Origin of the sequence: Arthrobacter sp. ok909 (assembly GCF_900104405.1) — a bacterium.
Classification (GTDB): Bacteria; Actinomycetota; Actinomycetes; order Actinomycetales; family Micrococcaceae; genus Arthrobacter; species Arthrobacter humicola.
This window is the reverse complement of the sequence record NZ_FNJS01000025.1, coordinates 11,736-35,739: the sequence shown is the minus strand read 5'-3', so window position 1 is coordinate 35,739 and position 24,004 is coordinate 11,736. Positions and strand designations below refer to the sequence as shown.

The following is a 24,004-nucleotide window of genomic DNA, read 5'->3' as shown; positions in this document are numbered from 1 at the left end:
GTTACTCCTCGCTGGTCTGAGCCTGCCCTTCCACGAGCTCGCGGACAGCTTCGATGAAGGCATCGCCACGGTGAGCATAGGAAGAGAACTGATCCATGGAAGCAGCCGCCGGGGCCAGCAGCACAGTGTCACCGGAGGCGGCCAGCTGCGCCGCCGCGGCAACGGCCTGGGCCATCACAGTCTCGCTGAAAATCGGCGAAGGGCCTGCGTCGGCTTTGGCCGTTCCGGCAGTCTGCACGTCTTCAGTCTCGCCCTTCGTCGGCACGATCACGGGTACATCCGGCGCGTGTCGCTTCAGTGCGGACTGCAGATCGCTGGAGTCCGCACCGATCAGGACAACGGCTTTGAGCCGGTTGGCGTGCTCCTGGATCAGGGAGTCGTAGTTCACGCCCTTGGAGAGGCCTCCGGCGATCCACACCACGTTGTGGAATGCGGACAGCGACGCGGCGGCGGCGTGCGGGTTGGTGGCTTTGGAATCATTGATCCAGAGCACACCCTCGTGGCGGGCCACGAGCTGGATCCGGTGGTCTCCCGGGAGGTAGTTCAGCAGGCCCTTGCGGACCGCCTGCGGCTCCACCCCGTAGGCACGGACCAGGGCTGCTGCCGCCAGCGCATTGGCCACCATGTGACGCGGAGCCACCGGGCCGAGGTCGGTGGTGGAGGCAAGTTCGGCTGCGCTGTCTTTACGTTCGGCGATGAACGCGCGGTCCACCAGGAGCCCTTCGACGACGCCGAGCATGCTGACGGCCGGCGTCAGCGTGGTGAAGCCCACGGCCCGGCAGCCCTCCACAACATCGGCATCCTCGACCATGCGTTCGGTCTCGATCTGCTCGGCATTGTAGATGCAGACTTTCTGCGTGTTCTCGTAGACCTTGGCTTTGTCCGCCAGGTAGGAGGCGTAGGAACCGTGCCAGTCCACGTGGTCTTCGGCGACGTTGAGGCACACGCTGGCCACCGGCGACACCGAGTGGCTCCAGTGCAGCTGGAAGCTGGAGAGTTCGACAGCAAAGACGTCGTAGTCCACGGGGTCGCGGAGAGCGTCCAGGATGGGCGTCCCGACGTTGCCGACGGCGATCGCCTTGAGCCCGGCAGCCTGGAGCATGGACTCGGTCAAGCCGACCGTCGTCGTCTTGCCGTTGGTGCCGGTGATTGTCAGCCAGTCGGCCGTCTTGCGGCCCTTGCGTTCGCGGAGCCGCCAGGCGAGTTCGACGTCGCCCCACACCGGGATGTGGGCCCGCGCCGCGGCGGCGAGCAGGGCCTGGTCCGGGCGCCAGCCCGGCGAGGTGACCACCAGGTCCGGCTTCTGCCCGTCGATCTTCGGAACGGACTCCACTGCCTCCTCGCCCAGCAGGACGTCGGCCGCGCCGACGATCCGCAGGGTGTCGGCCTGGGCCAGCGCCTTGGGGCTCGTGGCGGCGTCAACCACCACCACCCGGGCGCCGAGCTCGATCAGGGTGTCTGCGGCGGCGAAGCCGGAGACGCCGATCCCGGTGACCACCACGCGCAGGCCGGCCCAGTCGGAGTCCCAGGTAGTGAGTTCCTGCAGCCTGGGTGAAGTGGTGAGCGGGACGGGGATAGGACCGGTCACAGGAGCACCACCCATTCAGCGTAGAAGATGCCAAGGCCGGCGGCGACAAACAGGCCGCACAGGATCCAGAACCGGACCACCACGGTGACTTCGGCCCAGCCCTTGAGTTCGAAGTGGTGCTGCAGCGGTGCCATCTTGAAGAAGCGTTTGCCCTTGGTGAGTTTGAAGTAGCCCACCTGGATGATGACCGAGAGCGTGATGAGGACGAAGAGCCCGCCGATGAAGGCCAGCAGCAGCTCGGTCCGGGACAGGATGGCGAAGGCTGCGACGGCGCCGCCAATGGCCAGGGACCCGGTGTCGCCCATGAAGATCTTCGCCGGGGAGGTGTTCCACCAGAGGAATCCGACCATTGCCGCGCTGAGGATGGCTGCCAGCAGGGCCAGGTCCATGGGGTCGCGGACCGAGTAGCAGCCGCCGCCGGCCTGCCGCGGGGAGCCGCAGGCCTGGTTGCTCTGCCAGATGCCCATGAGCGTGTATGCCCCGAACACCATGACCGAGGCGCCGGCGGCCAGGCCGTCGAGGCCGTCGGTGAGGTTCACGCCGTTGGTTGCGGCGGTGACGATCAGGTTGGACCACAGGACAAAGAGGATGGCGCCCATTACCGTGCCGGCGAAGGCCAGATTGAGCCACGGGATGTCGCGCACCAGCGAGATCTGGGTGGAAGCCGGCGTCAGGCCGGCGGCATTCGGGAAGTTCAGCGCCAGGATGGCAAAAATAATGCCGACCGCCGCCTGGAGGATCAGCTTGGCCTTGGCGTTCAGTCCGAGGCTGCGCTGCTTGGTGATCTTGATGAAGTCATCCAGAAACCCGACCAGGCCCATGCCCACCATGAGGAACAGCAGCAGCAGCCCGGAAGCGCTCGGCCCCGGGGAGTGCGGGTTCATCATCCACATGACCAGGTGCGTCAGCCCGTAGCTGACGAGGACCGCCAGGACCACGACGGCGCCGCCCATGGTAGGCGTGCCGCGCTTGGTGTGGTGCGAGGTGGGTCCGTCGTCCCGGATGAACTGTCCGTAGCCCTTGCGGACCAGGAACCGGATAAACAGCGGGGTGCCCGCGAACGCGAGGAGCAGCGCCATTCCAGCGCCCATCAGCAGTGCAATCACAGCTGTGCCCTCCCTTCGGTGGCGGTTGCGGCAGGTCCCTCAGCAGATCGCTCGGGAGAGGTCCTGGGGGCTTGTGGAGGCAATGCTATCCGATCCCCCAGGTGGCGCAGCCCGATGCCGTTCGAGGACTTGAACAGGACCAGGTCACCCGGTTGGAGCTCGGCCTGGAGAAGGTCGTAGGCCTCGTCCGCAGTCGCAGCGAAAACGCATTCATCGCCCCAGGAGCCTTCGTTGACGGCGGAGACATAGAGCGAGCGGGCTTCCCGGCCCACCACCACGAGACGGGAAATGTTGAGCCGCACCACCTGGGTGCCGACCGTCATGTGCTCGCGGATGGAGTCCGGGCCAAGCTCCAGCATGGCGCCCAGGACCGCCCAGGTGCGGCGGCCGCGGCCCAGCTCGGCCAGCGTCCGCAGCGCTGCGCGCATGGACTCCGGGTTCGCGTTGTAGGCATCGTTGATGACGGTCACGCCGTCGGGGCGCTCCGTGCGTTCCATCCGCCACCGGCTGGCGGCGGTCTGGGCCCTGAGGGAGGCGGCGATCTGCGCGCCGGGGATGCCGGCGGCGTGCGCCGCGGCCGCAGCCGCGAGGAGGTTGGCGATGTGATGGGCACCAATCAGCTTGGCGCTGACGTGGTACTGGGTGATCGCCTGCTGTGTTGTGCCGTGCTCTGCTGGTTCTTGCGGGGCGCTGTCGCCGGGCAGGTAGAGCTCAAACTCGGGGTGGCCTTCGGCATTCAGCTCGATGCCCTCGGCCCTGACCACATCGGACGGGGCCACGTCCGGCTGGCTGCCGTTGTCCCGGCCTATGCCGGCGGGGCGGGAGGTGTAGCCGAGCACACGAGCCCGGGTCCGGGCGGCCATCGCGGCGACGCGGGCGTCGTCGAGGTTCAGCACGGCTGTGCCTTCGGCAGGGAGCGCCTCCACGAGTTCGCCCTTGGCGACGGCGATGTTGTCGATGCCGCCGAATTCTCCGGCGTGGGCGGAGCCGACGCCGAGGACCACGCCAATCTCCGGCCGGACCATGTCCGCGAGGTACCGAATGTGGCCGATGCCCGTGGCGCCCATCTCGATGACGAGGTAGCGGGTGCCGAAATCGGCCTTGAAAACGGTGAGGGGCACGCCCACCTCGCCGTTGTAGGACCCCTGCGGCGCAACGGTGGCGCCGTCGGCATCGGACGCGGCGAAGATGCCGGCCAGCAGGTCCTTCGTGGTGGTCTTGCCGGCCGATCCCGTGATGCCAATCACAGTGAACGCGGCGCCGGCGGTTGCGCGGTGGGCGCGGATCCGGCGGACGGATTCAGCGGCCAGGGCGCCCATGGCAAGGACAGCGTCCTCGACGACGACTGCCGGGTAGTTTGTCCCGGCGGCGTCGGCGACCTCGCGCTCCACGAGCGCGAGGACGGCGCCCCGGTCGAAGGCGGCGCCGACAAAGTCGTGCCCGTCGGCGCTCTCCCCGGGCTTGGCCACATAGAGGGAACCCGCCGTGGCCTCGCGGGAGTCGGTCACCACGGAGGCGGGGGTAAGGCCCGGTTCCGCGGCCAGCCGGCCGTTGGTTATGTCGGCGATTTCCGCCGCTGTAAGTGCAATCATCTCGGTTTAGGACTCTATCCGGTGGTCTTCAAGAACGGTGAATCCCCGTGCTGTCAAGGCGTTCCGGAGCTCCACCCGGTCATCCAGGGCCAGGTTGACGCCCTTGACCTCTTGCCAGACTTCGTGGCCCCGGCCGGCGACGAGGATGGTGTCCCCGGCTCCGGCGAGCTCCACGGCCTTCAGGATGGCGGCGTCGCGCGGGAAAACCTCCAGGACGGTGCAGTCCAGGCCTTCGCTGTCCTTGGCCTTCAGGGCGCCGGCGAGGACGTCCTGGCGGATGGCCGCCGCGTCCTCGTCGTGAGGGTCGTCGTCGCTGACAATCACGGTGTCGGCCAGCCGGGCCGCGATGGCCCCCATGGCGGGCCGCTTGCTTTGGTCACGCTGCCCGGTGGCGCCGAAGACGATGATCACTTTGGACCCCGGTTCCGGGGACCGGACGGCCTCGAGGGCACGTTCCAGGGCGTCGGGGTTGTGGGCGAAGTCCACCACGGCCGCCGGGGCCGTGGACACGAGCTGCATCCGGCCGGGCACGGCCACCGTGAAGGGGTCGCCGGCGTCGAGGGCGGCCTGCACGGCGGCGGGCTCGTGGCCACCGGCGAGCACCATGACGGTGGCCAGGGCTGCGTTGGCGACGTTGAAGCTTCCTGGCAGGCCGGTGTGGACGCGCAGCTCGGTGCCGTCGCGGTGGCGGAGGACGAAGTCGGAGCCGAGTCCCCGCGGCGTGGTCCGGACCACGGTCCAATCGGCGGTCCAGCCGGCGTCCGCGGGACCGCTTGCAGTACCGCCGGTCGGGCCGCCGGTCGGGGCCGTGCTGGTGGCGAGGGTTGTCACGGGGATGCCTGCGGCGGCGGCAAGCCTGCGGCCCCACTCATCGTCCACGGTCACGACGGCGGCGTGGGCGCGTTCCGGGGTGAACAGCGTGGCCTTCGTCTGGAAGTACTCCTCCATGGTCCCGTGCAGGTCCAGATGGTCCTGGGTGAGGTTGGTGAACCCGGCGACGTCGAACACCACGGCGTCCACGCGGTGGAAGGAGATCGCGTGCGAGGACACTTCCATGGACGCGGCATCGAGCCCGCGCTCACGCATCAGGGCGAGCAGGGCGTGCACATCCGTGGATTCCGGGGTGGTGAGCAGGCTCGGGATCGGCTCGCCGCCGGCCAGGATCTCGATCGTCCCGATCAGTCCGGTCCGCTTGCCCAGTGCCCGCAGGAGGGCATTGATGAAGTACGTCGTGGTGGTCTTGCCGTTGGTGCCCGTCACCCCGAAGAGGGCCGGCGCGCCGGCGCCGTCGGCCCGGCTCCGGTAGATCAGCGCCGACAGCGGGCCGACCACGGTGCGCGGCTCGGCGGCGAGCAGCACGGGGACGGGGATGTCGTTGGAGAGCGCCAGCAGGCGCGCCCCGGCGTCGTCCGTCAGCACCGCCACGGCACCGGCGTCGACGGCGCCGGCCACAAAGTCGGCACCGTGCCGCGTGGCGCCTGGCAGGGCAACGTACAGGTCTCCAGGGCGGACCGCCCGGGAGTTCAGGGAGATCCCGGTGACCGGGACGGCGCTGGATGCCCCGGGAACGACGACGCCGATCGCCTCACCGATGGCTGCCAGCGGCACTGCGGCAACAGCAGTGGGCCGGAAGCCCGGGGGGGCGTCGTGGCCGGACGGCGCGGAAGCGTCGGGGGCGGTGAGCTCAGACAAGTGGATCTCCGTTGTGGTGCTAGTGGATCGGGCGCTTTTTGGATCGGGCACTGTTGGATCGGGCACTGCGCACGGAGACGAGCTCCGCCCCGCAGGCACTGTGGTGTGGCGCCGGACGGGGACGTCCGGGTGCCGGGTGGAACAGGGGCTACTTGGCGTACTGCGGCAGGCGGGCGGGTTCGCCGGTGGAGGGCTGGACGTTGAACGTGCGCAGCGTCTGGCTCATCACCGAACGGAACACCGGTCCGTTGGTGATTCCGTAGATGCTTCCCTTGGGCCGTTGCAGGACCACCTCCACAATAAACCGCGGATCGTCCATGGGCGCCATTCCGATGATGGAGGCGGTGAAGCCGCAAAAGCCCGATTTGCCGTCGTCGCAGGGCGATTCAGACGTACCCGTTTTGGCGCCCACCCGATACCCGTCGATGGCGGCTTCCTTGATCTCACCTTCGGTCACGGCGCTCTCCAGGATGTCGCGGACCTGCTTTGCGGTGTCCTTCGAGACGACCTGCTGCGGGTCCTTGGCAGGGACTCTTTCCTCGGTCCCGTCCGGGTCGATGTAGCTGTCGATCAGCCTCGGCTGGAGCATCACGCCGTCGTTGGCGATGCTTTGATAGGCCCGGACGGTCTGGAGGGTGGATTGGGCGACGCCCTGGCCGAAGAGGACGGTGTACTCCTGGCGGCCATCCCACTGGTCGGCCGGGGTCAGGATGCCCTTGGACTCCGCCGGCAGGCCGATGTCCGGCGCCTCGCCGATGCCGAACTTCCGCAGCCAGTCATAGCGCTGGTCCTTGCTCAGGCGCTGGCCCACCATCACGGTGCCGGTATTCATGGAATAGCCGACGATTCCGGCCAGGGTGCGTTGCTCGGTGCCGTGCTCGAACGCGTCGCTGAAGGTCTGCCCGTCCACGGTGTAGGTCGGCGGAATCGTGAAGGTATCGAGCGGGCTGGACTTGCCTTCCTGGATCACGGCCGCGGCGGTGATCATCTTCTCCACGGAACCGGGCTCGTATGCGGCGGTGACGGCCCGGACGCCGCGGTCCTGGGGGCCGACCTTGCCGGGGTCGTTGGGATCGGGGGCGTCGGTGTCCGCCATGGCAATGATGTTGCCGGTCTTGACGTCGGAGACAACGATGACGCCCCACTCGGCGCCGAGTTTGTCCTTCTGGCTTTGGATCGCCTGCTGGGAGAAGTACTGCAGGTCCGAGTTCAGCGTGAGCTTGATGTCCTTGCCGTTGACCGCGGGCGTCAACTGGTCCACGCCGACGGGAATACGCAGGCCGTCCGCACCGATTTCGAAGACGCGCTTGCCGGGCGTGCCTTTGAGGATATCGTCCTGGGTCTGCTCGAGCCCGGCCTGTCCGGTGGTGCCGTCCTGGAGGAACCCGACGATCCCGCCGGCCACGGAGCCGTTGGGGTAGACCCGCTTGCTGGTGCCTTCGGCGACAATGCCGGGAATCTGCAGCTTCGATATCTTGTCTTCGACATCGGGTTTCAAGTCCTTGGCCACAATGTAGTAGCGCCTGGTGCCGGTGAGGGCATCGCGCAGGGCATCGCGGTCCATGCCCAGCACGGACGCGAGTTCGGAGATGCCCTGGTCCCGGGTGACTGTGACGAGTTCGTCCTTGCCGTTGACCGTTTGGAGCCGGCGGAAGGAATCGGTCTTGGTGTTGACGGTCTGGTCCACCACGATGTTGTAGCGGATGACGCTGCTGGCCAGGACTGTGCCGGACGAATCGAGGATGCTGCCGCGCTCGGCGGGCAGCTCAACGGAGGTGAGGCGGTTATTGAGGGCGGCCTCGGCCATGCCCCCGACATCGAGCCCCTGGACCATGAACAGCTTCCCGCCGACCACCAGCAGCAGCGTCAGCATGATGCCGAGTCCCATGCGGAGCCGCCGGGTGGCGTTTGGGGCTTTCGCCTTGCTTGCCTTGCCGGAGTTCTGCGCCACGTTGAATCCTTGCTGCTTGCCTTGCTGGTGGTCAGTGAACGTTACTGTCCGGGAACCTTCTGTGCGGGGGCCGGAACCGAGCCTCCGTGGAGTTCCACGGCCGGAGCCGGTGCGGCGGGTGCGGCCGCCCCACCCGCCGGTGCCTGAGCTGCGCCAGCCGGGACTCCATCGGCCGTCTTGGTGTCAGCCGGGGCTCCATCGGCCGTCTTGGTGTCAGCCGGGCTTCCGTCCGTCGTCTTGGTGTCAGCCGGTTTGCGCTGGGCGAGGGGTTCCTTGTCCGAGACCGGCGGAACGACCGTGGGCTGCCCGGCAACCGCCGGTGCGGCGATGACGGCACCGGTGGCATCGCCCTTGACGGCCGGCTTGGCCTTGCCGGTGACGCTGAGGGTGGAGAGGTCGATCTGGCCCTTCGCAAGGGAAGCCACCATGCCCAGCTCGGTGGCCTTGGCCGCGAGGTTTTGCGGGGCGTCGAAGTTCTGCACCTGCTGGGTCAGGTCCTGGTTCTGCTTCGTCAGGGTGGTCTGCTCACTGCGGAGCTGGACCAGCTGGTACTGGGCGGAGGAGACGGAGATGTTCAGGACCAGCACGGCCATAAGAGCAATCGCCAGGAAGCCGAAACAGAGCACCACGAACGGCGCACGGCGCTTGCGGGGTGAGGAGCGGACCACCGACAGCGGAGTGCGCGACTTCCGGGTCTGGTCTTGGCCGGGTCGGAGGCCCGGCAGGGCGCGGGCGGTGGCGCCCTGGGCAACGGGGTAGCTGTTGACGGCGGCGTTGCTCATGCTGCTCTCCTGGCTTTGATGCGTTCGACGGCGCGCAACCGGGCGGAAGCTGCGCGTGGGTTTTCAGCGATTTCAGCGGGGGTGGGCACCTCGGTGCCCTTCGTGAGGGTCTTTAGTTCGGCTTTGTGCTCTTCGAGCTCAACCGGGAAGCCGAGCGGGGCAGAGGACTTCGAACCGGATTGGAAGAACCCCTTGACGATCTTGTCCTCCAGCGAGTGGTAAGACATGACGACGACCCTGCCACCCAGGGCGATGGCGTTGATGGCAGCCGGGATGGCGCGCTCCAGGACATCCAGTTCCTCGTTGACCTCGATCCGGAGCGCCTGGAAGGTGCGCTTTGCGGGGTGGCCGCCGGTCTTGGCTGCACCGGAAGGCACCACGGACCGGATCTGTTCGACCAGTTCACCGGTGGTGGTGAAGGGCTTCTCGGCGCGCGCGGCCACGATCCTGTTCGCAATGCGGCCGGCAAACTTTTCTTCGCCCCATTTCCGGATGATCCGGACGAGGTCTTCTTCGCTGTAGTTATTGACGACGTCAGCGGCGGTCTGGCCGCGGCTGGTGTCCATCCGCATGTCCAGGGGTGCGTCGAACGAGTAGGCGAAACCACGCTCCCGCTCGTCCAGTTGAAGGGAAGAGACGCCCAGGTCCATGAGCACACCGTGGACCTCCTCGAAGCCCAGATCCTCAAGGACGTCAGGGATTTCGTCGTAGACGGCGTGAACGAGGTCGGTCCGGTCCGCGAAAGGCGCCAAGCGCTCCCCCGCCAGAGCCAGGGCTTCCTCGTCACGGTCAATGCCGATCAGGTGGAGGTCCGGGAAGCGCTGCAGGAGGGCCTCGGAGTGTCCGCCCATGCCAAGCGTCGCATCGATCACCACCGGGGTCTCGCCGCGGCTCCGGGCAGCTTCGATGCCGGGGGCCAACAAATTGATGCACCGGTCCTTGAGGACCGGCACATGGCGTTCGGACGTAGGCTTCGCCTGGTCGGGGTCAGTCATACCTTCGTCCTTTCGTTGACCTTCTTGGTTGCGCGTTGCTAGTTGCTCGTTGCCAATTGCGGCTCTTACACAACGTTCCTTGGTCCAGATCCCCATCCGCGCCTACCCTGCGCCGGCCTGGCTCCGGGGAAGTGAGCCAGGACAACAACCGGATGGGCGGCTGGAGATCTCGATCAAGGAACGTTGTGAACTGCGGGTCTGTTGGGGGTTCAGAGAATCCCCGGGATGGCGTCGTCGGTTTCCGAGAAGGCGGTTTCCTTTTCGGCCAGGTACTCACTCCATGCCTGGGCGTCCCAGATCTCCGCACGGGATCCTGCGCCGATGACGGCGAGTTCCCGGCCAAGACCTGCATACTCCCGGAGCGCCGGCGGAATCGTCACGCGCCCCTGCTTGTCAGGTACCTCGTCCGAGGCTCCAGAGAGGAAAACACGGATGTAGTCACGTGCCTGCTTGGAGGAAATTGGAGCCTCCCGCATCTGCTCGTGAACCCGGCCGAATTCCGCCTCACTGAAGACGTAGATGCAACGTTCCTGGCCCCTTGTGAGAACCAGCCCGCTGGCAAGTTCCTCACGGAACTTCGCGGGGAGGATAATTCGACCTTTTTCGTCCAGACGTGGCGAATGTGTGCCGAGAAACACGGCCCACCGCCCGTCTGTTCTAGGAAGCCCAACGTCCCCTGTGCTGCCACTACCCTCTTACGCCCTCCACATTACTCCACATCGCTCCACAGTCAACGACACGCCCGGGATGTTTGCACAAATATGCGGATGTTTATCCCCTTTCTTCCCAGCATTTGCAGGGAAACAAGATTGGTGGGGGAAAGTGGAGGAATTTTGCTCCGAGTACCTCCGTCGGCGGTGGAGATTAAGGCCACAGGCCTGGCTCCGGCCCGAAACAATTCCCGGGCGCCCGTTTTGCATCCCGGCCACCCGGAAATTGCCGCTTTAAATGGCGAAAGACCCGCCGAAGCGGGTCTTTCGCCGTCCGCCCGCAGACCGGTGGCGGAAAGTGGAGGGCCTACGCAGCCCTCTTGGAGCAGTTCAGGATTCTCCCCGGTGCCGTTCGTCCCAGCGCTGCTCGAGATTGCTCATGAACGAGCTCCTGGGTTTGCCCTTCTTGCCGGCGCCCCTGCCCTTGCCAACACCCGTACTACGCATCGTGGCGTAGTACACACCGGCGCCCATGACCACAAATCCCACTACGCCGACGAGGATGATTTGCGTCCAGACTCCCGTCAGCAACAACAGGACGCCCGCGAGAGTCGCGAGCACTCCGATGACGAGGTGACGGGTGGACCAAGAGCGGCCCGAGACGGATCCCATCGAACTGGCGAATTTGGGATCGTCCTCATTCAGCTGCTTCTCAAGTTGCTCAAGCAACTTCTGTTCGTGCTCCGAGAGCGGCATCACGACCTCCTCAAGTCTGCCAACGTCGGGACTTGACGTGGCCATTGCCCTAAACCCCTAACGCCCGGGATTCCGAAGTGGTTCCCGTTCACCGCCATTGGTGAAAGGGGCGACTCAAAAGTCCCGTGCCGGCCTCAGGCGGCGAGGTCGTCACCCCAACGATCGATCCAGTCGTCCTAAACCCTAGGTATTAATAAGGATAGATTGTTGCGGCCCGTTCTGAAAGACAGTCTTAAGGCCCTGTCCGCGCTCTCAGGGCCATGGGCGTTAGTGCAGCGACGGGCCGGATGGCTCATTCGGTCGCGCCACCGGGATCAAGAAGCCGTGCGGGTAGAACCGACTTGTTGCCGAATTTCCGGGTGACCGCGTCGAGGGCTTGTTCGGCGGCGCGCCAGTTGTCGTCGCGGCGGTCCAGGCTGAGCTGCAGGGGCGCGTGTGCGGCCTCTTCCAGCTGTTCCGCCCGGATGCCGATGAGCCGGACTGTCATGGGCCGCTCGCCTACTGATTGCAGGAGCTGGACCGCCACGGCGTAGAGCAGCTGGGCGCTGTCGATCGGGGTGTTCACGGTGCGGCTGCGGGTAATGGTGGAAAAATCCGCGTAGCGCAGCTTCAGCGCCACGGTGCGAGCGTGCATGCCGGCGCCACGGAGGCGTTCCGCCGTCCGGTGCGAAAGCCGCAGCAGTTCGCGGTGGAGCAGGACTTCGTCGGCGGTGTCCGTGGCGAACGTCTCTTCAGCCCCGATGCTCTTTTCCAGCCGGACCGGTGTCACGGGCCGCGGATCGATGCCCCAGGAGAGCCGGTAAACATGCTCGCCCGAGGCTCCCAGCAGCTTCCGCAGCGTGGGCAGGGGTGCCGCCGCGACGTCGGCCACGGTCCGGATACCCTTCCGGGCAAGGACCTCGACGGTCTTGCCGCCGACTCCCCAGAGCGCACTGACCGGAAGGCTGTGCAGGTACGGGACGGTGTCTTCGGGCCTGATCAGCAGCAGCCCGTCCGGTTTGCAGCGGGTGGACGCGATTTTGGCCACAAACTTGCTGGCGGCGATGCCCACCGAGGCCGTGATTCCCAATTCCCGGGACACACGGGCGCGGATCAGTTCGCCGATCTCCCGGGGCGGCCCGAGGCGACGGATGGCTCCCCCAACGTCCAGGAACGCCTCGTCCACGCTGAGCGGCTCCACGAGGTCGGTGATGGAACCGAAGATGGCCATGATCTGGCCGGACACCTCGTAGTAGAGCTTGTGGCGGGGCTCGATGATGACCGCCGAGGGGCACATGCGTGCCGCAACCGCCATGGGCATCGCTGACCTGACGCCGAACGCCCGGGCCTCATAGGAGGCGGAGAGCACCACGGACCGGTCCGCCGGATAGCCGACAATCACGGGCTTTCCCTTCAGCCCGGGACGGCTGCGCAGCTCCACCGAGACGAAGAATGCGTCCATGTCAACGTGCATGATGCTGCTGCGTCGGAGGTCTCGCAGTGATTCGTCGCTAAGACGCGTCCGGGGTTGCAAATTGGCGTGCGCAGTTGGATGCACTCCGCCCCCTGCTCCCTGGTGTTTGTCTGCGTCCGGCCCCACGTCTTCAATCCTATGCCCGGGGACTGACTAAACTGGAGGCTGATTCCGCGTCGACACCAGGAGGAAAGTCCCTGTGAAGGTATTTGGACAGCGCAAACGTGCCACGGCAGCCATCGCGGCGGCGGGCACGTTACTGGCCTTGGCCGCATGCACACCTGCCAGCACCGGGACCCCGGCGTCGTCGACGTCGAGCTCTGCGGCCTCGCCGCAGTCCTCAACTACGGCTCCGCCCAGCCCCTCCGCGGAGCCTGGCACCTCGGCCACGGTCGGCGCGCTGGTTCCCGGCTTCCCGCAGACGCTCCTACCGCTCATGCCCGCAGCCAAGGTGGTGTCCAGCAGCTTCGATAAGACCACCGTGCCGGCCACCGTGGCACTCGTCGGAAGCATTACGGCGCCGGCCGCCGACGTCCTGGCCTTCTACACCAAGGGGCTGGAGGCGCAGGGCTTCAAGGCCGTCCCCGGTGAAACCGTGGGCACGCTGCCTTCCAAGGACTTCCTTCGCGGCGATAACGAGACCGTGAACATCTCCGTCATGGAAACGGGTGGCGTGTCCACGTTCACCATTGGCGCGAACGTCGCTGCCGAGTCCGTCAAGTGACCCTCGCCGAACAGCTGCGACTCGAGCAGACGGCCTTCGTGGCCGCCGTCGCCGGCAAGCTCACGGATTTCCTGACCAGCCGGCAAGCGGTTATGTCCTCGATCTCGCAGGACATCGATCCGCTCATGGGCTCGATCTCCAATCTGGTCACGGGCGGCAAGCGCCTCCGGGCCCTCATGTGCTACTGGGGTTGGCGCGGCGCCGGCGGGGAGGCCGGCGCGGCCGAGGTGGTGACGGCGGGCTCGGCCCTGGAACTGTTCCAGGCCGCGGCCCTGATCCACGATGACATCATTGACCGCTCCGATACCCGGCGTGGCGGCCCCAGCGTCCACCGCCGGTTCAGCGAACTGCACGAGACCCAGGGCTGGGCGCTGGACAGTGAGCGGTTCGGCCATGCCGCCGCCATCCTGACCGGCGATCTCTGCCTGTCCTTCAGCGAGGAATCGTTCACGGAAATCGGACACCGCGCCGCGTCCGGCAGCCCCGCGCGGCTGATCTTCAACCTCATGCGCGCCGAAGTGATGGCCGGGCAGTACCTGGACATCCTCGAAGAGGTCGCCGGGCCGCGGCGGGACCGCGCCGGCGCGGTCAGCCGGGCCCAGTCCATCATTCGGTTCAAGTCGGCCAAGTACTCCACGGAGCACCCGCTCGCGCTGGGGGGCGCCCTTGCCGGTGCCGGCGACGAGCTGCTGCGCGGCTATTCAGCTTTTGCCCTGCCGCTCGGCGAAGCGTTCCAGTTGCGCGACGACGTCCTTGGCGTCTTCGGCGACCCTGTCACCACCGGCAAACCCGCCGGTGACGATCTGCGCGAAGGCAAGCGCACAGTCCTGGTCGCGTTCGCGCTGGACCGGGCCTCGCCGGCCGAATCGGAGTTCATCGATGCCAAGCTCGGCAACCCCGAGCTCAGCGATGCCGACATTGCGGAGATCCGGCGGATCATCGTGGACTGCGGTGCACTACAGGCCACGGAAGTACTCATTGAGGAGTTCGGGAAGGCGGCCTTTGCCGCCCTGGACCTCCTGCCGCTGGAGGAGCTGCCCAAGACCGCGCTCCGCAAGCTGGCGGAAGCCACGGTCAGCCGCGCCGCCTGACCCGGGTCCCGCCCCCGGACTCCGGCCCGGGAAGACGCGAAACGGGCCGTGCACAGCGACATGCGCTGCACACGGCCCGCAGCTGCCGCGACACTATGTGTTAAATACGCGTTAATTACATGTTAAACACGACTGTCGGTGATGAAGACGACCGGCTTCTTGAGGCTGCCGGTGCGATCAGTTCACGACCGCCAGGGTGCCCCTACCAGGCCAGGGACTGGGCCCGGCGGCGGATTTCTGTCTTGCGGCCCTCACGGAGGGCATCGATCGGCCGGCCCCGCAGGGATTCATCCGGAGTGAAGAGCCAGCTGATCAGTTCCTCGTCCGAGTATCCGGCGTCCGAGAGGACAACAATGGTGCCCTTCAGGCTCTCCACTGCGTGGCCGTCCTGGATGAAAGCCGCCGGTACGGACCGGATGCGCCGGTCGCCGATTCTCACGGCCGCCAGCGCACGCTCGTCCAGAAGTGCGTGGACCTTGGTAATAGATACGTTCAGAAGCTGTGCGACATCGGGCAGGGGCAGCCATTCGCCCACGAGGCTTTCTACATTACTCACGGATAAAGATTGCCACGGCGGGGGCCCCGCCGCCTAGTCGGGGTCCGGGTAAATCCCAGCCCGTCATAGCCAGCCGGCCATGCCGGGAATGCCGGGAATGCCGCTCCGCTCCACCCGAAGTCCCGCCGGGACTCCCCGCAAGTCCGCCGGGACTCCCCGGACACTCCGGCCGGAGCAACGGGATCCGTACAAGGGACTGGCAAAGGGCTCCCAGGGGTCTCCGACCCATCTCCGTGCGGAGGCCGACGTGCCGACACGGCGAAAATCGCTTTGCGGAATACCAAACAGTTCTTGTGCTAATTGCCAATTCATGAGACATTCACATAGATCACATTTGTAACAGAAATAACTTTTGTCACACTGGTAACACCAGTTGTACCGGCCTGACCGCAGCGTTGCCGCTGAGAAGAGGATCTTTCCAATGACAACCTCACGTGCGCCACAGCACCACCCGAGGCCCAGCCTGCCGCTGATCGCGGCGACGGCGGCGCTTCCCGCCGTCGTGCTTTCCTCTCTGGCGATCGCCCAGCCTGCGGCTGCCGAACCCCGTGCGCGTGCCGTCCCGGCAACCCTGGCGGCCGCCATGCGTGCACAGGCGAAAGCTGAGGTGGCCACGTCGCTCAAGGCGGCAGTGATCCCCGCCGCTTCCGTCCCGGTCACCCTGCCCAGTGCCCTGCGGCCGGCGCAGTCGGCGGTTCCCGCCCAGTACACGATCGCCCGCGGCGACACCATCAGCGCCATTGCCGGCCGCTACGGCCTGGACACCTACGCCGTGCTCAAGCTGAACAACCTGCAGGCCAACACCCTCATTTACCCCGGGCAGAAGATCAAGCTCACGGGTTCGACGGCGGCCGCACCGGCCACTTCAGAGCCGGCCACTTCAGAGCCGGCCGCTTCCGCCTCAGTGACGTCGGCCCAGGCCAGCGTCTACGTCGTGAAGTCCGGCGATACCCTGAGCGCCATCGCCGCCCGCCACGGCGTTGGACTGTCCGAGGTCTTCAAGTGGAACGGGCTCGGCATGGGCTCCATCATCTATCCCGGCCAGAAGGTCAAGGTTAGCGGCGGTTCCAGCACGCAGGCGCCGTCCGCTCCCGCGGCACCGGCCCCGGCCGCCCCGTCGACGCCCGCAACGGCGCCGGCCAGCTCCGGTTCCTACACCATCAAGTCCGGCGACACCCTCTCCGGCATCGCGGCTCGCAACGGCGTCCGGCTCTCCGACGTCCTGTCCGCCAACCGGCTGACGATGTCGAGCATCATCTACCCGGGCCAGAAGCTCGTCATCCCCGGCGCGTCCACCATCTCCCCGGCTTCGACGACGCCTGCCGCAACCCAGCCCGCCGCAACGACGCCGCTCGTGCCCAGCACGTTCCTCGGATTCACGTACCCGGCTGCGGTGGTCAGCTCGGCCAACCAGAACAAGGCGCTGCTCAACGCTTCGCCGGTCCCCACCCGCGAACAGATGAAGTCGATCGTGGCGGACACGGCACGGCGCATGGGCGTCGACGCCAGCCTGGCCCTGGCCTTCGCCTACCAGGAATCAGGCTTCAACCAGCGCGCCGTGTCCCCGGCCAACGCGATCGGCACCATGCAGGTCATCCCGTCCTCGGGCGAGTGGGCCTCGGAGCTGGTGGGCCGCAAGCTGAACCTGCTGGATCCGTACGACAACGCCACGGCAGGCGTTGCGATCATCCGTCAGCTGGTGCGCACCAGCTCTGATCTGGACAATGCGATCGCCGGCTATTACCAGGGCCAGTACTCGGTCAGCCAGAACGGCATGTACGACGACACCAAGGCCTATGTCGCCGCCATCAACGCCAACCGGACGTTGTTCAGCTAAATACAGGCTCCCGCACGGCGGACCTCTTCGCTACGGGCCCGGATCGCATGTTGGTCCGGGCCCGTTTCTGTCCAGCGACTAGGATTGTATGGTGCAGGAATACGTGTCGGACGCTCTCGTCGGGAACCTGGTGGACAACCGCTACCGGGTTCAATCCAAGCTTGCCCGCGGCGGGATGTCCACCGTGTACGTCGCCACAGACCAGCGCCTCGAGCGCGATGTCGCCCTGAAGGTGCTCCATCCCCACCTGGCCGACGATCCGCAGTTCCTGGACCGGCTGGGACGCGAAGCCAAAGCCGCCGCCCGGCTCTCCCACCCCCATGTGGTCGGCGTTCTGGACCAGGGCGAAGACGGCCCCCTTGCCTACCTCGTCATGGAGTACATCAAGGGCCACACCCTGCGGGACGTCCTCAACGAGAAGGGCGCCCTCTCACCGCGGCTGGCCCTGGCGCTGATCGACCCTGTGGTCGAGGGGCTGGGCGCCGCGCACGCCGCCGGCATGATCCACCGCGACATCAAGCCGGAAAACGTCCTGATCGCCGACGACGGGCGGATCAAGCTCGGCGACTTCGGCCTGGCACGCGCCATCTCGACATCCACCAGCACCGGCGCCTTGATCGGGACTGTCGCCTACCTCTCCCCCGAGCTCGTACTGGGCAAACAGGCGGACGCCCGCAGCGATATCTACTCCGTCGGGATCATGCTCTACGAAATGGTCACCGGCCGGCAGCCGTTCGACGGCGAGGTGCCCATCCAGGTCGCTTACCAGCACGTCAATTCCACCGTGGAGGCACCGTCCGTCCAGGTGCCGGGGCTGGCCGCAGAGATCGACGAACTCGTCCAGTGGTGCACAGACCGGGACCCGGACAAGCGCCCCGTCGACGGGAACGCGCTGTTGTCCGAACTCCGGCACATCAGAACCAACCTCAGCGACGCCGAACTCGACCTCCAACCGCCGGCGGCCGTCCGCAGCCCGCTGCCGGCCGTCGCCGCCCCGCCGAGCCGGCCGCCCGCCGGTGCCATCCCGGCGTCGGCCGTCCAGGACACTGCTTACGTGAAGCCCCCCACCGACATGCCCACCGAGGTGTACGGCGGCCTCCAGCAGCCCACCGAGATGATCTCCCGCAGCGGCAGCCCGACCACCGTGATGACCAACGGACCGCGGCGTCCCGCCTACGGGCCGTTGTCCACCCCGGAAGACTTGCCCGCTCCGGAAGAAGGGGCTTATCAGGGCGCGGCAGGGTACGACGAACCCGGCGACGTCGGCACCGCCACCAGCAAGCGCGCCCAGCGCAAACTGGACCGGGACGAGGAGAAGGCGCGCCAGCGCGCTGCGGCCACGCCCACCAAGACCCTGCATGAGGGGAACCGACGACGCCGCGGGCTGCTATGGATTGTCCTCCTTGTGGTCGCGGCGCTCCTCGCCGCCGTCGCGGGCTGGTTCTTCGGCATGGGCCCCGGCTCGCCCGGAACGATTCCCCCGTTAACCAACAAGACTGTGGCGGAGGCCCAGGACCTGCTCCGCACGGCCGGGTTCCAATCCACCGTCAAGGATGTGTTCGACGACAACGTCTCGCCGGGCCTGGTGGTCGCCTCCGAGCCCAAGGCAGGCGAGGTCATCCGGAAATTCCAGCCAGTGTCACTTGCCGTGTCCAAGGGCCCGGAACTGTTCCCGCTGCCGGACCTCACGGGGAAGACCCTGGACGACGCCAAGACCGCCCTCAACGGCGCCGAAATGGCCCTGGGCCCGATCACCGAGACGTTCGATGAGACGGCGCCGGCCGGGACTGTCCTGGCCCAGGCGCCGCGCAGCGGCAATCCCGTCAGGCACGGGACTCTGGTGAGCCTGACGGTCTCGAAGGGCCCGCAGCCCATTCCGGTTCCGGATGTCCGCGGCCAGGAGCAGGATGCCGCTGTGAAGGCCCTTGAAGCCGCCGGGCTGAAAGCCGTCGTTGCCCCCGAGCCGGTCAATGACCGGACCGTCCCGAAGGGTGCGGTGGTGGCCCAGGATCCTGCCTCCGGCAACCTGACCAAGGGCGGATCCGTGACGCTGACGATTTCCAAGGGACCGAAGCTCGTCCAGGTACCGAGCTTCATCGGGAAGCAAGCCTCGGACGCCCAGAAAGCCCTTGAAGACCTCGGCTTCAAGGTCCAGATCGACAACATCCTGGGCGGATTCTTCGGAACGGTCCGCGCCCAGGATCCGGTGAACACGGCCGTCCCGGAAGGTTCGGTCATCACGCTCACTGTGGTCTGACCGGATCCGGCAGCACACACACACAAAAGCTCCGCCCGGCTGGACCAGCCGGGCGGAGCTTTCTTGTCAGGACTTTAGGCTTTTGTCAGGACTTCAGACAGTGCAGCGGGTCAGCGCTTGGAGAGCGCACCGGCCACGAGGAACGCCATTTCGAGCGACTGCATGTGGTTCAGGCGCGGATCGCAGACCGATTCGTAGCGGTCCAGGAAGGCCTCCTGATCGATCGGGTCGGCCCCGCCGAGGCATTCGGCGACGTCGTCGCCCGTCATCTCCACGTGCAGGCCGCCGGGAACGGTGCCGAGCGCGTGGTGGACCTCGAAGAATCCGCGGACTTCGTCGATGACGTCGTCGAAATTGCGGGTCTTGTAGCCGTTGGGCGAGGTGACCGTGTTGCCGTGCATGGGGTCGGTGACCCACAGGACCTGTGCGCCGGACGCGGTGACGCGCTCGACGATCGGCGGCAGCTTCTCGCGGATGTTGCCGGCGCCCATGCGGGTGATGAAGGTGAGCCGGCCGGGCTCGCGCTCCGGGTCCAGCTTGTCGATCAGGCGCAGGGCGTCGTCGCCGCTGGTCGACGGGCCGAGCTTCACGCCGATGGGGTTGCGGACGCGGGAGAGGAAGTCGACGTGCGCGTGGTCCAGTTCGCGGGTGCGCTCCCCAATCCACAGGAAGTGCGCCGAGGTGTCGTAGGGCAGCCCGGTGCGCGAGTCGATGCGGGTCAGGGCGCGCTCGTAGTCCAGCAGCAGGGCCTCGTGGCTCGCGTAGAACTCCACCCGCTTGAGTGCCTCGAAGTCGGCGCCGCAGGAGGCCATGAACTTGATGGCGCGGTCGATGTCCCGGGCCAGCGACTCGTAGCGGGCGTGCGCCGGATTTTCGGTGAAGCCCTTGTTCCACTGGTGCACCAGGCGCAGGTCCGCGAAGCCGCCCTGCGTGAACGCACGGATCAGGTTCAGGGTGGAGGCGGAGGTGTGGTAGGCCTTGAGCATCCGGCTGGCATCATGCGCGCGGGACTCAGGGGTGAAGTCGTAGCCGTTGACGATGTCGCCACGGTAGGCCGGCAGGGTGACGCCGTCGCGTGTTTCGTCGTTGGAGGAGCGGGGCTTGGCGAACTGGCCCGCCATGCGGCCCATCTTGATAACCGGCATGGCCGCACCGTAGGTGAGGACAACAGCCATCTGCAGGATGGTCCGGACGCGGGCACTGATCTTGTCCGCCGTCGCCGCTTCGAAGGTCTCGGCGCAGTCGCCGCCCTGGAGCAGGAACGCCTTACCCTGCGCGGCGGCAGCGAGGCGTTCGCGAAGAATGTCCACTTCGCCCGCGAACACGAGGGGAGGGAGGACGGAAAGTTCCTTGACGGACGCTTCGAAGACAGCCGGGTCCGACCACGTGGGCTGCTGCGAGGCCGGGAGTTCCCGCCAGTTGTCCAGTCCGGGATAGTTGGCGGCTCCGCTCTGGGCGGTGCTGGTCAGCGGGGAAACTGGTTTCTCAGATAGCTCGGTCACCATCTAAGGATAGTTGTCCCGTGGCTGTTCGGCGGTCCCGCCTGTCATTGACAGCCTGGTTTCCGTCATATGGCAAGCGGGTGGGACTCAGGAGCCCCCGGGAACCTCCGGACCGTCCTCCCCTGCCGCCGTCGGCTCGACGTCGTCCGGGGATGATTCCTGCACTGATTCCGGGGCTGCCGCCTGGCCCGCGCCTGGCGCTTGGTCCGGGACCACGTCCTGCGCTTTGCCCGCCAGCCGGAGTTTCACGACGGCGGCGTACTCGTCCACGTATTCCTGGCCGGACAGCCGCATGAGTTCATACATGATCTCGTCGGTCACCGAACGCTGGATCAGCCGGTCATCCTCCATCCCGTAGTAGCGGCTGAAGTCGAGCGGTTCGCCGAAGATCATGCCGATACGGCGGATGTTGGGCACGCGCTTGCCGATCGGCTGGACTTTGTCTGTTCCGATCATCGCCACCGGAATGACCGGGACCCGGGCTTGCAGCGCGAGGCGGGCAACGCCCACTTTGCCGCGGTACAGCCGCGCGTCGGGGCTCCGCGTCCCTTCGGGATAGATGCCCAGGAGCGAGCCGTTCTTGAGCACGTCCATGCCGGCATCCAGGGACTGCGCGGACGCGACGCCCCCGGACCGGTCCATGGGGAGCTGGTTGGTGAGCCGGAAGAAGGCCGCGGTGAGCCTGCCCTTGATCCCGGTGCCGGTGAAGTATTCGGATTTCGCGAGGAACACCACCGGCCGCGGCACCATGACCGGCATGAAGATGGAGTCGGAGAATGAGAGGTGGTTCGAGGCCAGGATCGCGGCGCCCTCGGCCGGGACGTTGTCGAGGCCCTTGACCCAGGGCCGGAACAGCAGCTTCAACACCGGTCCCAGGACAAACGTCTTCATGAACCAATAAAACACTCGGTAACCTCTCCGGAAGGCGTCTGGCGGGGCCTCCCGAATCCGGTTCGGCCAGGACTTCAATGGACACCTTACTCTAGTGAGTTTTGTCGCCAAGGGTGACACGATGGGCTCATGAGCGAAAGCAGCACGTCCACGGCGCCGGCCGCTTTCAGCTACCCCGGCCACGGCCCCAACGCCCGGATCGGCGTGGCCATCTGCCACGGATTCACCGGAAGCCCCCTCAGCGTCCTGCCTTGGGCCCGGCACCTGGCGGCCCAAGGGTTCGCGGTCTCGGTTCCGCTGCTGCCTGGCCATGGCACCCACTGGCGGGACCTCGCCCGGAAGGGCTGGCAGGACTGGTACACGAGCTTCGAAACCGCCTACCTGGACCTGGCCGCCCGAACCAGTGACTGCTACGTCGCCGGGCTGTCCATGGGCGGCACCATCGCCCTGCGCACGGCCGCCCGCCACAGCGTGGCCGGCGTGGCGGCGGTCAACCCCGGCCTGAGCTTCTACGACCGCAGAGTCAGGATTGTCGGACTCCTCAAGTACTTCCAGCGGACCACGACGCCGATCCAGGAAGAGAATCCCACGGCATCCACCACCGACGACGGCGACTACTCCCTGACGCCGCTGGCGGCGGTCCACCAGCTCCGCCGGCTTTTCTCCGCGACGTTCCGGGACCTGCCGTCCGTCCAGGCCCCGACCTTGGTCTTCAAGTCCGACATCGACGCCGTCGTCCCGCCGTCGTCCCTGGAACTGCTGCGCAGGCGCTTGGGATCCCGGGACTTCAGGGTCGTCCGCCTCCCGCACAGCGGACATGTTGCGACCCTGGACGCCGATGCGCCGCTAATCTTTGAAGAATCAGTCCGATTCTTTCTTCTGCACGCCCGCTCCACCACGCCACCCACCGCCCCCTCGGAGACCCCATGAGCATCCTCCCGGACCACTCGCCGTTCAGCAGCCCGTTCACGGGAACCGGCCCCCGGACCGGCGTCGTGGTGTCCCACGGCTTCACCGGCAGCCCGCACAGCGTGCGGGAGTGGGCGCTGTCCCTGGCAGGTGCCGGATTCGCCGTCCGGATGCCGCTGCTGCCGGGCCACGGAACGAGCTGGCAGGAGCTGGCCCGGACCCGCTGGCAGGACTGGCACGCGGCCCTGGATGCCGCCTACCTTGAGCTGGCGGAGGAATGCGACGTCGTGGTCGTGGCGGGACTGTCCATGGGTGGCGCGCTGGCGCTGAGGATCGCCGCCACACGCCCCGTGGCAGGAGTCGTGGCGGTCAATCCCGGCCTGGTCATCGATGACCCGCGAGCCCCGCTGGCCGGCATCTTGAAGTACGTCCTCAAGAGCACGCCCGCAATCGCCAATGACATCCTCAAACCGGACACGGATGAAGGCGCGTACCCGCGGACGCCGGTGGCCGCCGCACACGAGCTCAACAAGATGTTCAAGGACACCGTGCGACTGCTGCCGCGCATCACCGCTCCCGTCCGGGTTTACCGTTCCACGGTGGACCATGTGGTGTCCGAGTCCAGCATGGCAGCCCTGCGCCATGGGCTGACCAACGCCCAGCTCGAGGTGATCCGGCTGGAAAACAGCTACCACGTGGCCACCATGGACAACGACGCGCCCGAGATCTTCCGTGGCACGGCCGAGTTCGTCCGGTCCGTGACACCCCCGGCCGGTACGGACGCCGCCCGCGCCAGCCGGAAGGACACGGCCAATGACTAAACCCGACCCCAGCGTGCCGGACCCGGAGACCCCGGACCCCGAGACCCCGGCCCCGGACCCTGCAGACACCGGTTCCCCCGGCCGTGGAGCTTCGAAGGAAAGCGGTGCATCGGGTTCAAGTGGTCCAGTAGGCGGACCTGACGCCGCGGGCGCCCACTCCGCCGGTCCCCTGCCGCCGCACGGGACCGATGCCCATGAGTCCCGGCCCCCAGAGTCGCCGGACTCCCCCGCCGCAGGTGCACTGTCCGCCGACGACGACGCCGTGTGGCTGGACCTCGTCGCCCGGCTTGAAGGGGTCGGGGAAGGCGGGCCCGAGAGCCTCGGAGGCGACACGCATGACGGCGGCGGACCGTCCTTCGGCGGAACGGACGGCACCGGCGGCAGCACCGGCACCGGCACCGGGGCCAGGACGTTCCGTGATTTTGACCCGTTGGGCCTCGCCGGCACCGCGCCGATCGAGCTCTCCGCCGCGGAACGGCTCGCACCTTCCCCCGGCCAGCCGACGGGCGGCATCGAGGTGCCGGAGGCCGCGTCCGGCCCCCGGGACTATGAGCCCGAGGACGACGACGGCGCGTTTGTCCCGGAGGAGCCCCCCAGCCTGGCCGGGTCTGATCCGATGACGGTCCTGGCGTGGCTTGGCGCCGTGGGCGGCCCGATTGCGCTCGTGCTCTCGGCGATGTTCTGGCGTTCGGCCCCGATGCTGGCGATCCTTGGCATGGTGGTCGCGTTCGCGGCCTCGGTGGTGTTCCTGATCATGAAGCTGCCGGGCGAAAAGGACGACCACGACGACGGGGCGCGCGTCTAGCCCGCGCGGTCCGGTATTGCCGATGCTTTCACGCCGGCGCCTTCAC

20 protein-coding genes are annotated in these 24,004 nt (G+C 67.1%); 7 read left to right on the top strand and 13 right to left on the bottom strand.

Features of this window, described 5'->3' with window-relative positions; translation table 11 throughout:
• Position 1: 1 nt before the first annotated feature.
• The 10 genes from murD to dinB form a co-directional block, all read right to left on the bottom strand.
• Entirely contained in the window at positions 2–1,603 is a 1,602-nt protein-coding gene (murD, locus tag BLR03_RS17455) for a UDP-N-acetylmuramoyl-L-alanine--D-glutamate ligase (RefSeq protein WP_091255123.1), read from the bottom strand.
• Positions 1,585–2,694 (bottom strand): phospho-N-acetylmuramoyl-pentapeptide-transferase, encoded by a 1,110-nt coding sequence (gene mraY / locus BLR03_RS17450; protein WP_091255122.1) that lies wholly within the window; start codon positions 2,692–2,694, stop codon positions 1,585–1,587. Before mraY ends, murD begins: the two co-directional genes overlap by 19 nt.
• On the bottom strand, positions 2,691–4,286 hold the full coding sequence (gene murF / locus BLR03_RS17445) for a UDP-N-acetylmuramoyl-tripeptide--D-alanyl-D-alanine ligase (protein ID WP_091255121.1): 1,596 nt from the start codon (positions 4,284–4,286) through the stop codon (positions 2,691–2,693). The genes mraY and murF overlap by 4 nt, the downstream gene beginning before the upstream one ends.
• Positions 4,287–4,292: 6 nt before the next feature.
• On the bottom strand, positions 4,293–5,978 hold the full coding sequence (locus tag BLR03_RS17440; RefSeq protein WP_091255120.1) for a UDP-N-acetylmuramoyl-L-alanyl-D-glutamate--2,6-diaminopimelate ligase: 1,686 nt from the start codon (positions 5,976–5,978) through the stop codon (positions 4,293–4,295).
• 148 nt (positions 5,979–6,126) lie between these two features.
• Positions 6,127–7,929, bottom strand: a complete 1,803-nt coding sequence (locus BLR03_RS17435) for a peptidoglycan D,D-transpeptidase FtsI family protein (RefSeq protein WP_091255119.1) — start codon at positions 7,927–7,929, stop codon at positions 6,127–6,129.
• A 41-nt stretch (positions 7,930–7,970) separates the two neighbouring features.
• Complete coding sequence (locus BLR03_RS17430; protein ID WP_091255118.1) at positions 7,971–8,711, bottom strand: cell division protein FtsL; 741 nt, start codon at positions 8,709–8,711, stop codon at positions 7,971–7,973.
• Positions 8,708–9,706 (bottom strand): 16S rRNA (cytosine(1402)-N(4))-methyltransferase RsmH, encoded by a 999-nt coding sequence (gene rsmH, locus BLR03_RS17425; RefSeq protein ID WP_091255116.1) that lies wholly within the window; start codon positions 9,704–9,706, stop codon positions 8,708–8,710. Before rsmH ends, BLR03_RS17430 begins: the two co-directional genes overlap by 4 nt.
• A gap of 209 nt (positions 9,707–9,915) precedes the next feature.
• Positions 9,916–10,344: a division/cell wall cluster transcriptional repressor MraZ gene (gene mraZ, locus BLR03_RS17420; RefSeq protein ID WP_090956633.1), complete on the bottom strand. Its 429-nt coding sequence runs from the start codon at positions 10,342–10,344 to the stop codon at positions 9,916–9,918.
• A gap of 402 nt (positions 10,345–10,746) precedes the next feature.
• Entirely contained in the window at positions 10,747–11,112 is a 366-nt protein-coding gene (locus BLR03_RS17415; protein ID WP_091255180.1) for a DUF3040 domain-containing protein, read from the bottom strand.
• A 292-nt stretch (positions 11,113–11,404) separates the two neighbouring features.
• Positions 11,405–12,565 (bottom strand): DNA polymerase IV, encoded by a 1,161-nt coding sequence (gene dinB / locus BLR03_RS17410; protein WP_091255115.1) that lies wholly within the window; start codon positions 12,563–12,565, stop codon positions 11,405–11,407.
• Positions 12,566–12,764: 199 nt separating this feature from the next.
• On the opposite strand from dinB, the gene BLR03_RS17405 reads away from it, so the two are divergent.
• Entirely contained in the window at positions 12,765–13,289 is a 525-nt protein-coding gene (locus BLR03_RS17405) for a hypothetical protein (protein WP_091255110.1), read from the top strand.
• Positions 13,286–14,380 (top strand): polyprenyl synthetase family protein, encoded by a 1,095-nt coding sequence (locus BLR03_RS17400; RefSeq protein WP_091255101.1) that lies wholly within the window; start codon positions 13,286–13,288, stop codon positions 14,378–14,380. The genes BLR03_RS17405 and BLR03_RS17400 overlap by 4 nt, the downstream gene beginning before the upstream one ends.
• A 202-nt stretch (positions 14,381–14,582) precedes the next feature.
• Here BLR03_RS17400 and BLR03_RS17395 read toward each other — a convergent pair whose 3' ends face one another.
• Positions 14,583–14,936, bottom strand: coding sequence for an Rv2175c family DNA-binding protein (locus BLR03_RS17395; protein WP_091255100.1), 354 nt, complete (start codon positions 14,934–14,936; stop codon positions 14,583–14,585).
• A 421-nt stretch (positions 14,937–15,357) separates the two neighbouring features.
• On the opposite strand from BLR03_RS17395, the gene BLR03_RS17390 reads away from it, so the two are divergent.
• Entirely contained in the window at positions 15,358–16,773 is a 1,416-nt protein-coding gene (locus tag BLR03_RS17390; protein WP_091255099.1) for a lytic transglycosylase domain-containing protein, read from the top strand.
• An 88-nt stretch (positions 16,774–16,861) separates the two neighbouring features.
• Entirely contained in the window at positions 16,862–19,030 is a 2,169-nt protein-coding gene (locus tag BLR03_RS17385) for a Stk1 family PASTA domain-containing Ser/Thr kinase (protein WP_091255098.1), read from the top strand.
• 110 nt (positions 19,031–19,140) lie between these two features.
• Here the strand turns inward: BLR03_RS17385 and BLR03_RS17380 are convergent, their stop codons facing one another.
• Positions 19,141–20,535 carry a class II 3-deoxy-7-phosphoheptulonate synthase gene (locus BLR03_RS17380; RefSeq protein ID WP_091255097.1) on the bottom strand — a complete coding sequence of 465 codons (1,395 nt, stop codon included), beginning with the start codon at positions 20,533–20,535 and terminating at the stop codon, positions 19,141–19,143.
• A gap of 84 nt (positions 20,536–20,619) precedes the next feature.
• Entirely contained in the window at positions 20,620–21,438 is an 819-nt protein-coding gene (locus BLR03_RS17375; protein WP_091255096.1) for a lysophospholipid acyltransferase family protein, read from the bottom strand.
• A 114-nt stretch (positions 21,439–21,552) separates the two neighbouring features.
• Between BLR03_RS17375 and BLR03_RS17370 the strand changes: the two genes are divergently transcribed.
• From BLR03_RS17370 to BLR03_RS17360, 3 genes are read left to right on the top strand one after another with little or no spacing between them, the layout of a single operon-like run.
• Positions 21,553–22,353, top strand: a complete 801-nt coding sequence (locus BLR03_RS17370) for an alpha/beta hydrolase (RefSeq protein ID WP_091255095.1) — start codon at positions 21,553–21,555, stop codon at positions 22,351–22,353.
• The gene (locus tag BLR03_RS17365) at positions 22,350–23,153 is read left to right on the top strand and encodes an alpha/beta hydrolase (protein ID WP_091255094.1); all 804 of its coding nucleotides are present in this window, start codon (positions 22,350–22,352) and stop codon (positions 23,151–23,153) included. The genes BLR03_RS17370 and BLR03_RS17365 overlap by 4 nt, the downstream gene beginning before the upstream one ends.
• Positions 23,146–23,958 carry a hypothetical protein gene (locus BLR03_RS17360; RefSeq protein WP_368086981.1) on the top strand — a complete coding sequence of 271 codons (813 nt, stop codon included), beginning with the start codon at positions 23,146–23,148 and terminating at the stop codon, positions 23,956–23,958. The genes BLR03_RS17365 and BLR03_RS17360 overlap by 8 nt, the downstream gene beginning before the upstream one ends.
• Positions 23,959–24,004: the final 46 nt, after the last annotated feature.

Bases quoted from the DNA above. Each gene is read 5' to 3' on its own strand.
- murD (WP_091255123.1), bottom strand. From the start codon at position 1,603: ATGGGTGGTGCTCCTGTGACCGGTCCTATCCCCGTCCCGCTCACCACT.
- murF (WP_091255121.1), bottom strand. From the start codon at position 4,286: ATGATTGCACTTACAGCGGCGGAAATCGCCGACATAACCAACGGCCGG.
- BLR03_RS17430 (WP_091255118.1), bottom strand. From the start codon at position 8,711: ATGAGCAACGCCGCCGTCAACAGCTACCCCGTTGCCCAGGGCGCCACC.
- rsmH (WP_091255116.1), bottom strand. From the start codon at position 9,706: ATGACTGACCCCGACCAGGCGAAGCCTACGTCCGAACGCCATGTGCCG.
- BLR03_RS17415 (WP_091255180.1), bottom strand. From the start codon at position 11,112: ATGCCGCTCTCGGAGCACGAACAGAAGTTGCTTGAGCAACTTGAGAAG.
- dinB (WP_091255115.1), bottom strand. From the start codon at position 12,565: ATGCACGTTGACATGGACGCATTCTTCGTCTCGGTGGAGCTGCGCAGC.
- BLR03_RS17390 (WP_091255099.1), top strand. From the start codon at position 15,358: ATGACAACCTCACGTGCGCCACAGCACCACCCGAGGCCCAGCCTGCCG.
- BLR03_RS17385 (WP_091255098.1), top strand. From the start codon at position 16,862: ATGGTGCAGGAATACGTGTCGGACGCTCTCGTCGGGAACCTGGTGGAC.
- BLR03_RS17380 (WP_091255097.1), bottom strand. From the start codon at position 20,535: ATGGTGACCGAGCTATCTGAGAAACCAGTTTCCCCGCTGACCAGCACC.
- BLR03_RS17370 (WP_091255095.1), top strand. From the start codon at position 21,553: ATGAGCGAAAGCAGCACGTCCACGGCGCCGGCCGCTTTCAGCTACCCC.
- BLR03_RS17365 (WP_091255094.1), top strand. From the start codon at position 22,350: ATGAGCATCCTCCCGGACCACTCGCCGTTCAGCAGCCCGTTCACGGGA.
- BLR03_RS17360 (WP_368086981.1), top strand. From the start codon at position 23,146: ATGACTAAACCCGACCCCAGCGTGCCGGACCCGGAGACCCCGGACCCC.